General features: G+C 72.2%; 18 protein-coding genes and 1 pseudogene. 9 read left to right on the plus strand and 10 right to left on the minus strand.

The window, feature by feature from the left end; all coding sequences use genetic code 11:
* Nucleotides 1-68 precede the first annotated feature (68 nt).
* Nucleotides 69-443, minus strand: coding sequence for a hypothetical protein (locus WEB03_RS03180; RefSeq protein WP_368069523.1), 375 nt, complete (start codon nt 441-443; stop codon nt 69-71).
* A gap of 33 nt (nt 444-476) precedes the next feature.
* A complete protein-coding gene (locus tag WEB03_RS03185) occupies nt 477-896 on the minus strand; it encodes a M67 family metallopeptidase (protein WP_368069524.1) in 420 nt (139 codons plus the stop codon).
* 199 nt (nt 897-1,095) lie between these two features.
* Here WEB03_RS03185 and WEB03_RS03190 point away from each other — a divergent pair, with 199 nt between their 5' ends.
* Both WEB03_RS03190 and WEB03_RS03195 read left to right on the plus strand, forming a co-directional pair.
* Entirely contained in the window at nt 1,096-1,488 is a 393-nt protein-coding gene (locus WEB03_RS03190) for a PPOX class F420-dependent oxidoreductase (RefSeq protein WP_368069525.1), read from the plus strand.
* A 117-nt stretch (nt 1,489-1,605) separates the two neighbouring features.
* Nucleotides 1,606-3,570 (plus strand): FAD-dependent oxidoreductase, encoded by a 1,965-nt coding sequence (locus WEB03_RS03195; RefSeq protein ID WP_368069526.1) that lies wholly within the window; start codon nt 1,606-1,608, stop codon nt 3,568-3,570.
* Nucleotides 3,571-3,580: 10 nt separating this feature from the next.
* On the opposite strand, the gene WEB03_RS03200 is transcribed toward WEB03_RS03195, so the two are convergent.
* The 5 genes and pseudogenes from WEB03_RS03200 to selD all read right to left on the minus strand — a co-directional run bounded on the left by WEB03_RS03200 (nt 3,581) and on the right by selD (nt 7,123).
* Nucleotides 3,581-4,195: a hypothetical protein gene (locus tag WEB03_RS03200; protein ID WP_368069527.1), complete on the minus strand. Its 615-nt coding sequence runs from the start codon at nt 4,193-4,195 to the stop codon at nt 3,581-3,583.
* A 5-nt stretch (nt 4,196-4,200) separates the two neighbouring features.
* On the minus strand, nt 4,201-4,623 hold the full coding sequence (locus WEB03_RS03205; protein ID WP_368069528.1) for an alpha/beta hydrolase: 423 nt from the start codon (nt 4,621-4,623) through the stop codon (nt 4,201-4,203).
* Between the two features lie 130 nt (nt 4,624-4,753).
* Nucleotides 4,754-5,680, minus strand: a pseudogene (locus tag WEB03_RS03210) (hypothetical protein); the annotation flags it as partial.
* A complete protein-coding gene (locus WEB03_RS03215) occupies nt 5,625-5,972 on the minus strand; it encodes a hypothetical protein (protein ID WP_368069529.1) in 348 nt (115 codons plus the stop codon). The gene WEB03_RS03215 and the pseudogene WEB03_RS03210, both read right to left, overlap by 56 nt.
* A gap of 83 nt (nt 5,973-6,055) precedes the next feature.
* On the minus strand, nt 6,056-7,123 hold the full coding sequence (gene selD / locus WEB03_RS03220) for a selenide, water dikinase SelD (protein ID WP_368069530.1): 1,068 nt from the start codon (nt 7,121-7,123) through the stop codon (nt 6,056-6,058).
* A gap of 224 nt (nt 7,124-7,347) precedes the next feature.
* Between selD and WEB03_RS03225 the strand changes: the two genes are divergently transcribed.
* Nucleotides 7,348-7,629 (plus strand): hypothetical protein, encoded by a 282-nt coding sequence (locus tag WEB03_RS03225; RefSeq protein ID WP_368069531.1) that lies wholly within the window; start codon nt 7,348-7,350, stop codon nt 7,627-7,629.
* Nucleotides 7,630-7,635: 6 nt separating this feature from the next.
* On the opposite strand, the gene WEB03_RS03230 is transcribed toward WEB03_RS03225, so the two are convergent.
* The 3 genes from WEB03_RS03230 to WEB03_RS03240 form a co-directional block, all read right to left on the minus strand.
* Nucleotides 7,636-8,652 (minus strand): L,D-transpeptidase family protein, encoded by a 1,017-nt coding sequence (locus tag WEB03_RS03230; protein WP_368069532.1) that lies wholly within the window; start codon nt 8,650-8,652, stop codon nt 7,636-7,638.
* A 91-nt stretch (nt 8,653-8,743) separates the two neighbouring features.
* Nucleotides 8,744-9,817, minus strand: a complete 1,074-nt coding sequence (locus WEB03_RS03235; RefSeq protein WP_368069533.1) for a L,D-transpeptidase family protein — start codon at nt 9,815-9,817, stop codon at nt 8,744-8,746.
* A 130-nt stretch (nt 9,818-9,947) separates the two neighbouring features.
* Nucleotides 9,948-10,736, minus strand: a complete 789-nt coding sequence (locus WEB03_RS03240) for a DUF1295 domain-containing protein (RefSeq protein ID WP_368069534.1) — start codon at nt 10,734-10,736, stop codon at nt 9,948-9,950.
* 189 nt (nt 10,737-10,925) lie between these two features.
* Here WEB03_RS03240 and WEB03_RS03245 point away from each other — a divergent pair, with 189 nt between their 5' ends.
* The 6 genes from WEB03_RS03245 (at nt 10,926) to WEB03_RS03270 (ending at nt 15,710) form a co-directional block, all read left to right on the plus strand.
* The gene (locus WEB03_RS03245) at nt 10,926-11,960 is read left to right on the plus strand and encodes a DUF2510 domain-containing protein (RefSeq protein ID WP_368069535.1); all 1,035 of its coding nucleotides are present in this window, start codon (nt 10,926-10,928) and stop codon (nt 11,958-11,960) included.
* Between the two features lie 67 nt (nt 11,961-12,027).
* On the plus strand, nt 12,028-12,708 hold the full coding sequence (locus WEB03_RS03250) for a uracil-DNA glycosylase (RefSeq protein ID WP_368069536.1): 681 nt from the start codon (nt 12,028-12,030) through the stop codon (nt 12,706-12,708).
* 500 nt (nt 12,709-13,208) lie between these two features.
* Nucleotides 13,209-13,367 carry a hypothetical protein gene (locus tag WEB03_RS03255; RefSeq protein WP_368069537.1) on the plus strand — a complete coding sequence of 53 codons (159 nt, stop codon included), beginning with the start codon at nt 13,209-13,211 and terminating at the stop codon, nt 13,365-13,367.
* Nucleotides 13,368-13,621: 254 nt separating this feature from the next.
* Nucleotides 13,622-13,822, plus strand: a complete 201-nt coding sequence (locus WEB03_RS03260; RefSeq protein WP_368069540.1) for a DUF6429 family protein — start codon at nt 13,622-13,624, stop codon at nt 13,820-13,822.
* A gap of 339 nt (nt 13,823-14,161) precedes the next feature.
* A complete protein-coding gene (locus WEB03_RS03265; RefSeq protein WP_368069538.1) occupies nt 14,162-14,467 on the plus strand; it encodes a helix-turn-helix domain-containing protein in 306 nt (101 codons plus the stop codon).
* Nucleotides 14,457-15,710: a type II toxin-antitoxin system HipA family toxin gene (locus tag WEB03_RS03270; RefSeq protein ID WP_368069539.1), complete on the plus strand. Its 1,254-nt coding sequence runs from the start codon at nt 14,457-14,459 to the stop codon at nt 15,708-15,710. The genes WEB03_RS03265 and WEB03_RS03270 overlap by 11 nt, the downstream gene beginning before the upstream one ends.
* Nucleotides 15,711-16,033: the final 323 nt, after the last annotated feature.

Genomic DNA, 16,033 nt, shown 5'->3' on the forward strand with positions numbered 1-16,033 from the left:
GCAAGGGGGCGGGTACGGGCGGGAACGGGCGGGAACGGGCGGGTACGGGCGGGAACGGGCGAGCCCGGTCAGGGGTCCTTGCGGGTACCGGGGAGGACGCCGCGGACGGTGTCGCGGGCGGCTCGGGCCCTGGTGCTGATGCGTCGCAGGAGCACGTCCTCGTGGTGGACGAGTTGATCCTCATCGAGGTGCTGGAGCGCGCGTTCGGTCGCGCCGCTCGACATCGGCGGGAAGGTCCCGACGATGTCGGTCCGGGACGCGTTCAGGACCACCCAGTGCTTGCCGTCATCGTCGACCCACGCCCCGACGTACCCGCCGACGGCTCGGGCCTGGGTCGCGGCCGCGTTGTAGTGCTTGAGCGACGGCAGCCCGTTGGTCAGCAGCCACTTGGCCAGCACCGGACCACCGATCGCGATCACACGCTGGAGGACCGGTCGGAGCACCAGCCACATCGTTCGCCCCTCGTCGGTGTGCCGTCAGGCGGCGTGGTCTCGGACGACGACCTGCTTCTCGGTGACCTCGCCGTCGATGATCGAGAACGCCCGCACGTCGGGTCCGTCGCGGTCCTGGAGGGTCACGATCAGGTAGGTGGCCTCCGGGTAGGCGGCCAACCGGATGTCGGTCGCGGAGGGATAGCCTCGCGTGTGCGTGTGCGAGTGGTAGATCGCCAGGCCCCACCCCTCGTCCTCGATCTCTCGCATCGCCTTGAGCAGCTGCTTGCCGTCCATGACGTAGTAGGTCATCGAACGTTCGGCGTTGTCGATCGGGTAGTGCGCGAGGCTCCCGTCGGGCCGGACGCCGAGCAGGCCGCAGACCTCGTAGGGGAAGTCCGACCAGCTGTGCTCGACCAGCGCGTCCCACGTCGCGGCGTCGAGCTCGAACACCTCGCCAGCCACCGGGCCTCCTCGTCCACACACCGGTAGCGCACCGGTCCGGGAGGGACGACGGTAGCCGACACCTGCCGCCGGTCCGGCCGGAGGACCGGTGCCGAAGACCGACGGGACCCGCCCGTCACGACACCCTCGTGACCGACCTCGAGGATCCCCGAGACGATCTTCGAAGCGACCCCCGACCAGACCCTCCAGGAGGCGAACCGTGGCGCTCGACGACGACGTCCGCACGCTCGCGACCGGCAAGAACTTCGGCGCGATGACCACCCTGTTCGACGACGGCACCCCCCAGACCCAGGTGATGTGGGTGGACGCCGACGACCAGCACCTGCTGATCAACACCGAGGTGCACCGTCAGAAGTTCAAGAACGTCGAACGCGACCCGCGGGTGACGGTCGCGGTCATCGACCACGAGAACCCGTACCGCTACGTCGAGGTGCGCGGCCACGTCATCGAGGTGGTGCGTGGCCAGGAGGCTCGCGACCACATCGACGCCTGCTCGCAGCGCTACTTCGGCAAGGACTACCCCTCACCCATCCAGTCCGAGCGGGCGATCCTGCGCATCGAGCCCGACCGGGTGGTCAAGAACGGCTTCTGACCGGCGCGCGGCTCACCGCGACCCTGACGCGGACTACCGTCGCGGGCTCACCAGCTGGGAGGCGTCGAGGTGGCAGGACCGGGAGCGGACACGGGTTGGAGCGAGCCACGGCGACGGGTGCTGGACGCACTCGCTGAGACCTTCGCCCCACCGGCGGAGCCGCCGACGGTCGCGGCCGACGACCCGAACGGGTTCTGGGCGCGCAGCGCGTCCGAGGTCGGCGTCGGGCCACGGCTCGCCGAGCGCCTGCTCGAGATGCTGCCACCCGAGGACGTCGACGAGCTCGGCACGTTGCTCGACCTGCTGCGGCGCACCGGGTTCACCAAGCTCCCCCAAGGGGGGCGCGAGCGGGTCCTGAAGGCCCTCTCCGCGGCCAACCCCGACGCACGCGCGGGCATCAACGGGCTCCGTGGCCTGGCGATGCAGCTCTACTACGGCGCGGTCGACGCGAGCGGCCGCAACCCCAACTGGGACCAGCTCGGTTACCCAGGGCCGCCGGCGATCGACCCCGCTCCGAGGGAGCTGAAGGGGTTCGTGCTCGGCACGGCGTCGGGGACGGTGCAACTCGAGGCTGACGTCGTCGTGGTCGGCTCCGGTGCGGGTGGTGGCGTCATCGCGGGCGAGCTGGCGACACGCGGTCTGGACGTGGTCGTGCTCGAGGCCGGCGGTCACCACGAGGCGGCGGACTTCCCCGCCGACGAGATGAACGCGCTCAGCGAGCTGTACTGGCGCGGCGGGCTGAACCTCACCACCGACGGCAACGTCGCGATCCTCGCCGGCGCGACGCTCGGCGGCGGGTCGACCATCAACTGGCAGAACTGCGTCCGTCCACCCGACCACGTGCGCGAGACCTGGGCCCGCGATCACGGCCTCGACGGGGTCGACGGCGCCGCGTTCGACGACCACCTCGACGCCGTGCTCGAGCGCATCTCCGCCACCGACGACTGCACCGACCTCAACGGCACGAACCAGCGGCTCGCCGACGCGGCGGACGCCCTCGGCTGGGGCTGGTCGAAGGCGGTACGCAACACCGACCCCGCCTCCTACTCCCCCGAGACCGCCGGTCACGTCGGCTTCGGCGACCGCACGGGCAGCAAGCAGGGGACGCTGCGGACCTACCTCAAGGACGCGGAAGCCCACGGCGCCCGCATCGTGACCCGGGCGCGCGTCACCCGGGTGCTCCGCACGGACGGCCGTGCGACGGGTGTGGAAGCCGAGGTGACGCTGCCGACCGGTGACATCGTCGCGCTCCGCGTCGATGCACCGGACGTCGTGGTCGCCTGCGGCGCGCTCGAGACACCCGCGCTGCTGCTGCGCTCCGGCATCGGCGGACCCGCCGTCGGACAGCACCTGCGCCTGCACCCGGTGCCGATGATCACCGCGCTCTACGACGAGGACCTGCGGTCGTGGTGGGGCCCGCCGCAGGCCACGATCGTGACCGAGCACCGAGGTGCGGTCGAGGGCCACGGCTACCTGATCGAGACCGCCCACCTGCACCCATCGATCACCGCGGCCGCCGTGCCGTGGCGTTCGGGCCGCGACCACAAGCTGATCATGGGCCGGTTCTCGCGGCTCGGCACGTTCATCGCCGTCACCCGCGATCACGGAGCGGGGACGGTCACGCTCGACACGCGCGGCGAGGCCGAGGTCCACTACCCGCTCGAGGACCGCATCGATGACCAGGTCCGCCGGCACGCGGTGCGTTCGCTCATCGAGCTGCACGCCGCAGCCGGTGCCTCGGTGATCCTCGACACCCACCGCGATCTCGCGCTCTGGCGCAAGGGCGAGGACCTCGAGGGCTACATCGCTCGGGCCCAGGACGCCGCTGAGGGCGCGGACGGCCGCGTGCTGTTCAGCGCCCACCAGATGGGCTCCGCCCGGATGGGGACCGACCCGATGACCTCGGTCGCGTCACCCTCGGGTGAGCTGCACGACGTCGCCGGCGTGTGGATCGGGGACACCTCGGCGTTCCCGACCGCCGTGGGGTCGAACCCGATGCTGACCTGCATGGCGCTCGCCCGCAGGACCGCGCACGCGATCCTCGCCAACGCCGACGCGGCGAAGGTGTCCGCGGCTCCCTGACCGGTGCGGGTCAGCCGTCGCCGGCACGCAGGTCGGCGACCTGGTCGGCCAGGGACCGCGAGGTGTCCTGGCTGACCTGCTCACCGTCGGGGTCGACCAGCGCACGGAACTCGCTGCGCAACCGGTTGGCGTCGTCGACGTCGTCGGGGAGCGGCCGGCACGCGGTCGAGCCGAAGTAGTGCAGGGTGCCGGTGGCGCGCACCAACTCGGCGGTCAGCTGGCCGCCGCCGCGGTTCTCGGCTTGGACACGCGGAAGGGCGGGGTCGTCCTCGTTGCGGGTGACCTCGAGCCCCTCGGCCTCCCAGCGTTGGGCGACCGACGAAAGGACCGCGTCGACGTCGGGTTCCTCGTCGAGCACGACCGTCCAGGCGATCGAACCCTGGTGACCGTCGCCGTCGAGGCAGCTGGTCGGTCCGGCGATCTCGCGTTCGAGGACGGGCAGCCCGTCGCCGACGGCCTCGCCGGCCGCCGCGACCTGCGCGACGAGCTCGCGGGTGGCGACGACCACGTCGTCACCTCCGGTGTTGGCATCTCCAGCCACAGCGCAACCTCCGAGGAGCGACAGCAGGACGCCGGCGAGCAGCCGACGGTGGAACGGTCGGGACGGCGGAGAGGTGGGGATCACGGGCATCACTCCAGCCGATCGAACTGGCCGGTGACGAGGTACCCGAAGTTGGTCCCTGCCACCGAGCCCGGTGCGGGGTCGATGTAACCCGAGAGCGAGTGTCCGCCAGCATCGCCGACCGCGAACGACTCGGCACCGAACCCGCTGCGGGTCGGGTCACCACCGAGCCGCATCGTCAGGATCCCGTCCGAGATGGTGTGGATCGGATCGCCGTCGAACGGGTTCAGCTTGCCGCCCGAGGTGTCGGTCACGGCGTAGACCCGGCCGTCCACCGGCAGCTGCAGGTCGTCGGCGCTCGAGACGCGCATGCCGGGGCTGGCGACGCCGACCAACGCATCGAGGTCGAGGGTGTGGTTCCGTGCGGCGGTGGCGACCACCGTGGAGCCGTACGAGTGCCCGATGAGCGTGCGGGTCGAGGTGGGGTTCACGGCCGCCATCCCGTCGACGAACCGGCTGAGGTCGGGCGAGGCGTGGTCGGCGCGGCCGGGACGTGGCGTCGGTCAGGCCGGGCGGCGCGTCGTAGTCGAGCCACGCGATCGCGGCGACGCGACCGGTCGGGTCGGCGCGCTGGCCGCTGCGCACGAGGTCGTCGGCCCGGTCGAGGTAGCTGGTGATGCTGTCGAAGTCGTTGCCGGTGCCGGGGACCAGCGTGGTGACGTGGTCGGCGGTGTCGATGTCACCTCGCGCCGCGGCGACGCGGCCGGCGTCCGGGTCGAAGACCAGGGTCTGGACGCCGGGACGGTCGCGCAGGTCCTCGAGGGTGGCGAGCCGCCCGAGCAGCTCGTCACGTTCCCGGGTGCGGGCCAGGCGCCGGTTCCGGCCGGCGTGGCCCCCGCCCGGCGGCAGCGGATCGGCGTCGAGGGCTGCGAGCTGGGCTTCGATGCTGCGGACCTCGGCGTCGAGCAGCACCCGGTTGGCGTGGTCGCGGATGAAGCCCGGTGCACCGTCGAGGCGACCCACGAGCTTCGGATCACGACGGGCGAGCGCCAGCGCCGTCGGACGGTCGAGCGTCGCGAAGATGGCCGCGACGCCAGCCGGGTCAGCGGCCTCGAGGTCGAGCAGGAGCTGACGGTGGCGGACAGCGTCCGCGCTGCTGCCCGGTACGCGTGCGGCGTGAAGCTGGTCGAGCAGGTGCAGCGACAGGCTGCCGAGCAGCCACGAACGGCCATCGAGCGCCGCCACCGAGTCGGCGAAGGCCGCGACGTCCCCGTCGAGGACGGTGAACCGACCGGGCAGCGGGCTGAGCCGATCGTCCGCGGCGTCGATGGCGCGTGTGAGCGCGGCTCGCGACAGACGCGGGTCAGCACCAGCGACCGCCGCCCGTGATGCTGCGAGGGCGTCCCCGACCGCCGCGTCGAGGTCGGCGTTCGCGTCCGCGCTGGTCTCGGTGAGCCCACGGAGCCGGTCGGGATCGGCCGAGACGTGCGGCTCACGAGCCCACCGCCGCGCGCTGCTCCAGGACGCGTTCGTTGTGCCGGTCGACACTGCGCTGCAGGGCGGCAGCCCGCTCGGCGAGCGCCTCAAGCTCGGCGAAGATCCGTTCGAGTTCGCCCTCCCCCGCCTCCAGCTCGGCGAGGAGGGCATCGTCGGCGAGGTCGAACGCGTCACGCATCCGCCCCTCCCAGCCGACCCGCGCGCGAGCGCCAGCCCGGACCCGGGCGTCACCCACCGCACCACAGACCTGCGCGGCGGTCCGGCACGCCGCGATCGCCTCGAGGACGGCAGCGGCATCGAAGGACACGTCCGGCCGAAGCCCGGCACCGCCCCCGTCGACCACCCGATGCACCTCGTGTCGTCTCGTTCCTGTTCACACCGTACGCGGTAGGCGCGTCGAGTTCCACCCACCGGCCGACCGGGCCGTCAGACCACCGCGATGCGACCGCTCGGGTCGTCGGTCAGACGCCCGATCCGCGCGGCGTCGTGGCCGGCAGCCCGGAGCCCGTCGACGAGCTCCTCCGCGGCCGCCTCGGGGAGCGCGAGCAGCAGCCCGCCGGAGGTCTGGGCGTCGGCGAGCACTACGAGGTCGTCCTCGGCGACGGTCGCGGCGACGTCGAGGTCGGGGCGGACGTGGGCGAGGTTGCGCTGCGTGCCACCAGGGATCCACTTCGCGGCGAGCAGCGGATCGAGCCCCGGCAGTCGAGGCACGGCAGCGACCTCGACCTCGGCACCGACGTTGGACGCCCTGACGAGCTCACGCAGGTGGTTGAGCAGCCCGAACCCGGTGACGTCGGTCGCGCAGCGGCCGCCGAGCTCGACCGCGAGCTGCGCCGCGGTCCCGTTGGAGCGGGTCATCTCCGCGACGGCAGCGGCGTACACCTCGGCGAGGTCGCCGCCGGGCGCGATCGCCGAGGGGTCGCTGCGCTTGACCGCGGTGGTGGTCAGGCCGGTGCCGAGCGGCTTGGTGAGCACGAGGGCGTCGCCCGGGTCGCCGCCGGCGTTGGTGAGCATCCGGTCCGGGTCGACCTCGCCGATCACGGCCTGGCCGTAGAGCGGCTCGGGACCGTCGATGGTGTGGCCGCCGGCGACGACCCACCCGCCCTCGGCCGCCGCGGCCTGGCCGCCGGCGAGGACGGTGGCGAGCAGGTCGAGGTCGAGCTGCTCACGTGGCCACGCGGCGAAGGCGACGGCGAACAGCGGGGTCCCGCCCATCGCGTGGACGTCGCTGCCGGCGTTGACCGCGGCGATCCGGCCCCAGGTGTCGGCGTCGTCGACGATCGGGGTGAACACGTCGATCGTCGCCACCAGCGCCCGACCGTCGGGCCGACGCCAGACGACGGCGTCGTCGCCGTGCTCGCGGCCGACGAGGAGGTCGGGCGCCTCGGGCGGAGCGATGCGGCCGAGCACGTCGGCGAGCTCGCCCGGCCCGAGCTTGCAGGCGCAACCTGCTCCGTGGCTGTAGGCGGTCAGGCGAGGCGGCGGGGTATCCATGCCCCGAGCCTACGGGCACCGGAAGTTCGGGGCCTCCGTCGTTCGCGGTACCCGGTGACTAGACCGCCAGCACCACGGTCAACGTGCAGCGAGGGACGCAGCGCCCGGAACCGGGGCGACCAGCGCCTCATGCGCCGGGACCCCGTCCCGACCACAGTTGCCTCGAGGACCTCGGAGCGTGCGAGGCGCGACGTACGTACCGCTTCGAGCTGAGAGGCCGGCCGGTGAGCAGCCACGACCACGCGCAGCGTGAGGATCGGAGGCGGCGCTTCGTCGTCCTGCTCCTCGCAACCCTCGCGTTGGCGTTCGTGGTACTCAGCGGCCGGCCTCTGCTCGGCGGGAACGGCCTCGCCAACGACGACACCGCTGTGCTCGGCCGGCAGGAGTCGCGCGAGGACCCGCGGATCATGCTCAACGGTGGCCCGAACCCCGGGCAGGGCGGCCGCAGAACGGCGGAGCCGGACGGGATGCGGACCGTCGACCTCGACCCCCAACGTCAACCTTGACGGCCGCTAGGGGGTGAAGACGTGCACTCCGCCGTAGAGGACGACCGGGGTGCCGTTGGGGACGCGGTCGAAGAGCCAGCGGCCGTCGGCCATCGCGACCCGGACGCAGCCGGAGCTGGCGGGACCCGCCGGAACGGTCGGGGAACCGTGGATCGCCCAGGGCCCGTGGAAGTACATCGGGTCCCACATCGAACCGATGCCGTAGCTCGACGGCTTCTCCCCCGCGATGCGCCGGTCGATCGTGAAGGTGCCGACGGGGGTCTCGGCGCGGAGCGTCTCACCCGCCTCGGACTCGAAGGTGCCACCGCGACCGGTCGAGACCTTCATCGTCGTCACACGCTTGCCACCCTCGACCAGGTGCAGCACCTGGCGGTCCATGTCGACCTCGATCCGGTTCGCGGCGCCGCCGCGTAGCGCCGGCTCGCGGTTCGGGTCGTCGAGCGCAGCGAAGGTCTGCGGACCGAGCTGGCCGTCGACCGCCAGACCGTTGACGGCCTGGAAGGCCATCAACGCCGACGTGGTCTGCTGGCCGACCTCACCGTCGGCCGCTCCAACGAGGTAGCCGAGCTCCTTGAGGCGGGCCTGCGCGTCGACGAACTGCTGCTGCTCCTCGGCGGCCTTCGCCTCGGACGCGAGCCGCTCCTCCTCGGCGCGTTCCTCAGCCAGGCGGGCCTCCTCGGCTTCGCGTTCCTCCTCGGCCAGACGCTCCGCATCCGCAGCTTCCGCAGCTTCCTCGGCCAGGCGGGCCTCCTCGGCCTCCTCCTCCGCGAGCCGCTCCGCTTCCGCCTCGGCCTCGGCCTCGGCGCGTTCGCGAGCCTCGCGCTCGGCGTCGCTCGCCGCCGCCTCGTCGTCCGACCCGGCAGCAGCAGCGTCGACATCGAGATCGCGGTCACCGTTGCGGTCGGCCAGCGCGAAGGATGCGCCACCGATCGCCAGCACGAGGACCCCGGCACCGACGACCAGCGTCCGGCGGCTGCGGCGCACCGCCGGTGCGGTCGCGTCGTCGCTGTCGATGCTGCCCACGTCGGCTCCTCGATCGCTGCGGTCCGCGTGCAGGTTGCCAGACGCGCCGAGGAAGGGCCGTCTCCGTCGCCGGTGCGCACCCGCTGGTGCGCTACCCGACGAAGGTGTGTTGGCCTCCGTGGAGGACGACCGCGGTGCCGTTGGGGACCCGGTGGAACAGCCACACGGCGTCGGCCCGCGAGACCCGGACGCACCCGTGGCTGGCCGGACCGGCCGGGACCGAGTTCGACCCGTGGATCGCGAACCCGCGCAGGAAGTACATCGGGTCGTACAGCGTGCCGAGCCCGGCCGACGACTCTCGGACCCCAGCGATCCGACGGTCGATCGTGAACGTACCGACGGGCGTCACCGCCCGGCCGAGCGATCCGTCCCCGCGGGTGTAGGTCGCGCCGTTGCCCGAGCTGACCTTCATCGTCACCACGCGCGTCCCGCCCTCGACCAGGTGCAACACCTGCCGATCGAGGTCCACCTCGATCCGCGTCGCCGGTCCACCGACCAGCTGCGGCTCGGCGCGAGGCGTGGCCAGCGTCTCGGTCGTCTGCGGCCCGAGGACGCCATCGACCTGGATGCCGTTGACGGCCTGGAACGCCATCAGCGCGGCGGTGGTCTGCTGACCCTGCTCGCCGTCGACCGCACCGACGAGGTAGCCGAGGTCCTCGAGCCGCTGCTGCGCCGCCGTCACGGCGACGCGGACCTCACGTTCGCGCTCGGCCGCGGCAGCAGCCGCCGCTTCCTCCTCCGCAGCCCGCTCCGCGGCGGCCCTGGCCTCGGCCTCCTCGGCAGCACGCTCCTCGGCGGCGATCCGCTCGCGTTCAGCCTCGTCGGCCGCCTCGGCCGCACGGCGCTCCGCTGCCTCACGCTCCGCTGCCTCGGCGGCGAGCCGTTCCGCCCCTTCTTCCGCGGAAGAGCTCCCCTCACCGTCATCCGCCGACGCGTCAGCGTCGGCATCCGCGAGGACGTCCTGCGGTTGACCGGCCCCGATGATGGGCCACGGCGATCCATCTCGCAGGTACGACGACCCGAGCGCCGCTCCCGCGACGCCGATGCTGATGATCGCCACCAGGACCAGGATCGAGCGGCCTCGGTGGCCGGTGCCACCTCGCTGCTCGTCCCGCCCCTGACGGTCGTCCCGCCCCTGACGGTCGTCCTGCCCCCGGGTCCTCACGGCCCGCCCTCCGGTTCCGGCGTTCACCCTGTCCGACGCACCGCTGCCGTGCGAGGTTGCACGAGTTCCCGAGCGCAGACCGCCGTTCGCACCCGCGCCAGCGCAGCCGAGCTGCCCCACCTGCCGACGATCAGTCCTTGCGCGGACCGGGGATGAAGGCGTTGGTGCGACGCACGTACTCGTCGTACCCCTCACGTTTGCTGCCGCTCTTGGCCATCCCCGCGTCGGTCAGGGCGACCCCAGACACCTGCACGATGAAGAAGGTCATCACCGCCGACCCGATCGCCGCCCACCAGGCTCCGGTCGCGAGCGCGATGAGGAACAGCCCCCACCACACCGTCGTGTCGCCGAAGTAGTTCGGGTGGCGGGTGTAGCGCCACAGGCCGCGGTCCATGACCTTGCCGCGGTTCTTCGGGTCGGCCAGGAAGCGCGACAGCTGTAGGTCGCCGCCCGCTTCGAACACGAACCCGACCAGCCACACCACGACACCGAGCCCATCGACCCAGGTCAGGCGCTCGGGCGTCGGTCGGTGCAGCGCAGCGAGCAGCGGCAGCGAGATGGTCCACGCCAGCCCGGCCTGCAACCAGAACACCCGGTACAGCGAGGTGACGGCGAACGAGTCGGGACGCCGTTCACGCATGGCGCGGTAGCGCGGGTCCTCGCCCTTCCCCCAGTTCCGCCGCGTGATGTGGAGCCCGAGCCGCAGACCCCAGACGGTCACCAGCACCAACACGAGGGCCGTCCGCGGGCCGGCTCCGTCGCCGAGGAGCGCGTACACGAAGGCCGAGAGCACGAACGCGGGGCCCCACACGCGGTCGACCAGCGACGCGTCGTGACGCACGACGCTGATCGCCCAGATCACCGTCATCAGCACCAGGACGGCGAGCAACCCGCCCGCCCACACCTGCCAGATCGCCACGACGCATCCCTCCTCGTCGCCGGTTCGCGCCGACCGGCGCCGGTGGATCGCTGGCTCCCCCGGCCGGCGGGCCGCGCGCCTCACCCGACGGGCTCAGTCGAGCACGTCGATGTACCGCGTCCGCGTAGGCCCTCCGGTTATGTTCGGGACCGCACGCGTCGATGACCCGCGCGACCGAGGAGGCCCCGGGTGGGCGAGGCAGGCTGGAAGCAGGATCCGGTGCGTCCGGAGCGGCTGCGCTACTTCGACGGGGACGCGTGGACCGATCACGTGGCGCCCGGCCCGGACGGCTCGGAGATGGGCCTGGACCCGATCCCTGGACCGGCTGAGGGAGCGCCCGCGGCGGCTGCCGCGACACAGCCGGACCCGGAAACGCAGCCCGACCCGGACCCGGAAACGCAGCCCGACCCGGAACCGCAGCCGGAAACGCAGCCCGACCCGGACCCGGAAACGCAGCCCGACCCGGACCCGGAACCGCAGCCCGACCCCGAGGATGCGTCGCGGTGGGCGGCCCCGGCCGCCACCGAGGACCTCGGCACGTGGTCGGCGCCGAGCACGGCAAGATCCACCTTCCCGATGTCCGGCGACGCAGCGTCGAGCTCCGGGTCAGCGCCCGCCGAGTCCACGCCAGCCACCGCACCCGCGCCGTCATCCGAACCCGATCCCTCGCCAGCGCCCACGCCGACCTTCACCCCCGCGTTCACCGCCGAGGTCGCCCCAGCCCCAGCTCCGGCCCCCGCAGCCGCGTCCGAGCCGGCTCCGTCCTCGGATCCAGCTCCGTCCTCGGATCCAGCCACGTCCGACGAGCCGCCCACGTGGGACGCGACGCCGCCGGCGGCCGGTGATCGACCGGACCCCGACGAGACCCCCAGCGCCGCACCCGGCGGGGACACACCGACCGAGGACGACGCGCCGGTGTGGCGTGCCGGCGACGACGCTGCCGCCGCGGGCGCGTCGAAGCCCAGGCGGTCGACCACGGTCGGGAACCTCGTCCGGCTCATCCTGAGCGCCACAGGCGTGGCGATGCTGGTGTTCGCGGCGGCGCAGATGATCATGCTCTCGAACACCGCGGGCTACACGGCCAGCGAGGTGTTCTCCACCGCTATCGGCTGGGCGTTGCTCGGTGCAACGCTGTGGGGCGTGGCCGCGTACTCGCTCCGCGAACAGCAGGCCCGACGCGCTGACCGCGCTGACCGCGCCGACCTCGAGGCTCGCGGCCGCTGAACCGCGGGTTGGCCACCGAGAACCGTCACGCTGCAGCACCCACCTCGACCCGGCGTAGGCTCGCGGCGTGCGTGCCGACAGCCTCGACGACGTCTCCCGCGCGGTGGTCGACTGCCGTGCGTGCCCACGCCTGGTCGCGTGGCGCGAGGAGGTCGCGGCGACCAAGCGTGCGGCGTTCGCCGATCAGGAGTACTGGGGTCGGCCGGTCCCGGGGTTCGGTGATCCGGCGGCCCGCATCGTGATCGTCGGGCTCGCCCCCGCCGCGCACGGTGCCAACCGGACGGGGCGCATGTTCACCGGCGACCGTTCCGGGGATTGGCTGTTCGCCTCCCTGCACCGCACCGGCTTCGCCAACCAACCGACGTCGGTGTCCGCCGACGATGGCCTCCGGCTCGAGGACGTGTGGGTGACCTCGCCGGTCAAGTGCGCTCCCCCCGCGAACAAGCCGTCGCCCGAGGAACGGGATCGGTGCCGGCCGTACCTCACCGCCGAGCTCGACCTGTTGCCGTGGCAGGTCATCGTCGCGCTCGGTGGGTTCGGGTTCGCCGCTGCGCTGTCGTTCACCGGGTGGGAGGGGACCAAGCCCCGGTTCGGCCACGGGGTCGAGGTCCCGCTCGCATCGGACCGGACCTTGCTCGGCAGCTACCACGTGAGCCAGCAGAACACCTTCACGGGCCGCCTCACCGAGGGCATGCTGGACGGCGTGTTCCTGCGAGCACGCGAGATCGTGCGAGATCCCGACAGATAGGACCGTCTCGCGCGTCGATCGTGAACCAGCCTTGATCTTCCGTCGAGGTCCCTCGACGTCCACTCGAGTCCATCGGCTCGGCTGCCAACTTGGCTGACTTGGCTGACTGGATTTGCTGACTGGTCGAGCGCCCACAGCGCCGTCGGGGGGGCGGGCACAACGCGCTCTCGGCCTGAACGGGCCTGGACGCCGATCGGTTGAGGTCGACCTGGGCGATCCTGACCGCTCGGCCGCCCTCGCCCGAACGGACTCGAGAGCGACGCCTGCGAGCATCTCGCTCACACCCACCACGCTGATCAGCACAGCAGCAGTCCCACGCATCGATGCCCGACCTCGGACACTCTGCTGATGGCTGATCGCTGCCACCGCGACCACCAGCCCAGCGAACACCGTCAGCCGAGCTGCCCGTGAGACCCCAAGTCCGGACACAGACTTGCACCCTCGTGCGACCCGTCGACCCGTCGACGCGTCGACGCGGAGCGCCCACGGGAGGCACGAAGATGAGCGAACGCGAGCAGCAGACCGCCCGCGTCAACGTCGACGACGCGACGTGGCAGACCTTCCGCATCCGGGCCATACGAGCCGACCGGTCGATCGCCGACGACTCGGCCGCCTCGTTCGTAACGACCTCCGTCGTAGCCCGCCGACCGAACCGCTGAGACCATCGGCCAACGAGCCGTCCGCGACTGAGACGCCGGAGTTCAGCGACCCCGCACCGACCAAGAGGGCGGCGACGAGAGCCCAGCCCGCTCGCCCGACGCAGCGCCTCGATGACCTCGATCTTCTGACCGAACTCCCCTACCGCGGGTGACCCCCGATCGCCGTCGACGTAGCCTCGTCGCTCCAGGAGTTTCGAACCATCGAGCTCGCTGTGTACGACGAGCGTCGGGTCCAAGATGCCGTGCTGGCGTTGATGCACCTCAACGCGCACAAGGACGCGTACGGCTGGCGGGCGTGGAAGTCGTTCCCCTGGGAGGCCACCGATGGTCTCCACGAGCGAGGGCTCATCGACGATCCGCGTTCCAGGGCCAAGTCGGTGGCACTCACGGACGAAGGAGCGCACCTCGCCGAGCAACTGTTCGCGGAGCTGTTCGGGCTGAAGAGGCCGGGCTGACTGAGTCGGCGACGGACCCTGTCAGTCCACGTGCGACCAGCCACGGTCCACCCCACGCGGGGATTCGACGGTCGCAGGCGGCTGGACCAACGGGCGTCCTGCGTAGATGTCATCGCGCAGTGGTCGGGCCTGGCAGGCAGTGTTGAGGCGTTCTCGGCGGTGGCGGAGAGACCGTTGGTGCCCTGGAGGAGGTGGCTGCCTCCGGGCACGCCAACGGCACGGTAGAAGACAGGAGCGCGGGCCACCAGAAACGCGAAGCGTACGACCTGTCAGACGGTAAGTGTGATAACGTCTGCTGTAGCAGACAGAGGGTTGGTGTTGGGGCAGACGCTGTCACCCATGACCCGCGACGCGGTCGTCGTCGTCGGGCAGCTGGTCGCGTCCGAACGGCGCCGGCAGCGCCGCACCGCCGCCGAGCTCGCGGAACGTGCCGGGATCTCCCGCGACACGCTCTACCGGGTCGAACACGGCGACCCGACCGTCGCGATCGGGACCGCGCTCGAGCTGCTTGTCCTGCTCGGCGTCCCGCTGTTCGCCACGGACGCGGACGGCCTTGCCCGGCAGGTCGCGTCCGGTCGGCAGCTGCTCGCGCTCCTACCCGACCGCGTCCGTCCCGACACCCGGAAGCCCGACGATGACTTCTGACCGCGTCTACGTGTGGACGTGGCTCGCCGACCGCGCGGACCCAGTCGTCGCCGGTGCGCTCGACCCGGTCGGCGACCGGCTCCACTTCGTCTACGGACGCAGCTACCTCGAACGGCCCGACGCCGTCCCGCTGTACCTGCCCGAGCTGCCGCTGCAGCCCGGCGGTCAGCCGCCACCGGACGGCATGGACCTCGCCGGCTGCCTCGCCGACGGTGCCCCCGACGCGTGGGGACGCCGCGTCATCCTGCGACGCCTCCACGCCGGCGACAGCCGCGACGTCGACACGGCCGCGCTACCGGCCGTCACCTACCTGCTCGGGTCCGGCACCGACCGGATCGGCGCGAACGACTTCCAAGCCTCCGCCGAGACCTACGTCCCGCGCGAGACCCACGCCACACTTGAGGAGCTGCTGACCGCCGCCGACCGGCTCCAGGCCGGCGAGCCGTTCTCCGAAGAGATCGACCGGGTCCTCAACGCGGGCTCGTCGGTCGGTGGCGCCCGCCCGAAGGCGACCGTCACCGCCGCCGACGGTCGCGCGCTGATCGCGAAGTTCTCCACCCCGACCGACACCTACCCGATCGTCAAGGGCGAGGCGGTCGCGATGGAGCTCGCCCGCCGCGCCGACCTCAACGTTGCCGCGACCGAACGGGTCACCGTCCTCGACCGCGACGTGCTGCTCGTCGACCGGTTCGATCGCATCCCTGGCACTCGCCGACGGCGCGCGCTCGTGTCCGCGCTCACGCTGCTCAGCCTCGGTGAGATGTACGCCCGCTACGCCACCTACCCGGACCTCGCCCAGACCATCCGCACCCGCTTCACCGACCCGCAGGCGTCCCTCGTCGAACTGTACGGCCGGCTGGTCTTCAACGTCCTGATCGGTAACCGCGACGACCACGCCCGCAACCACGCCGCGTTCTGGGACGGCCGCGACCTGACGCTCACGCCGGCGTACGACCTCGACCCGCAGCCGCGCGACACGGGCGAGGCGACCCAGGCGATGGCCGTCACCCGCCCAGGTGACCGCCGGTCGCGGCTGGCGACCTGCATCGACGCGGCGGGAGAGTTCCTGCTGTCCGAGCCGCAGGCACGCGCGATCGTCGATCGGCTCGTGCAGACCATCGTCGACGAGTTCGACGACGCGGCCGACACGGTCGGACTGACCGACGTCGACCGCAAGCTGCTGTGGCGGCGGGCGTTCCTGCACCCGTACGCGTTCGAGGACTACGGGCTCGTGCCTGCCTGACCTCCCGGCCGGATGACCGCCGCAGGCGGGTGGTTCCTACCGGGCGTTGCACGCAGGTTGCACGGCGGCTCCTACGGTCCCTGCTCGTGGTCGTCGAGTCGGTGGCGACGTCGCAGGATCACGGCGCTCTGTGGCGGGCGCAGCGTCGGACCTAGACGGTCACGACCGCCGTTCGTCCCGCGTCTCGGTCGATCAGGGTGTTCAGGTCGTCGGCGTCGGAGGTGATCACGTAGGCGGCCCTCGTTCGCAAGGCAGCCTCCGCGACGACGGCGTCCACGGCCGATCCGTCGGTGCCCTGCCGCAGCGCTGCTGCAGCACGAGCA

The organism is Nitriliruptor sp. (assembly GCF_040882075.1).
GTDB lineage: Bacteria > Actinomycetota > Nitriliruptoria > Nitriliruptorales > Nitriliruptoraceae > Nitriliruptor.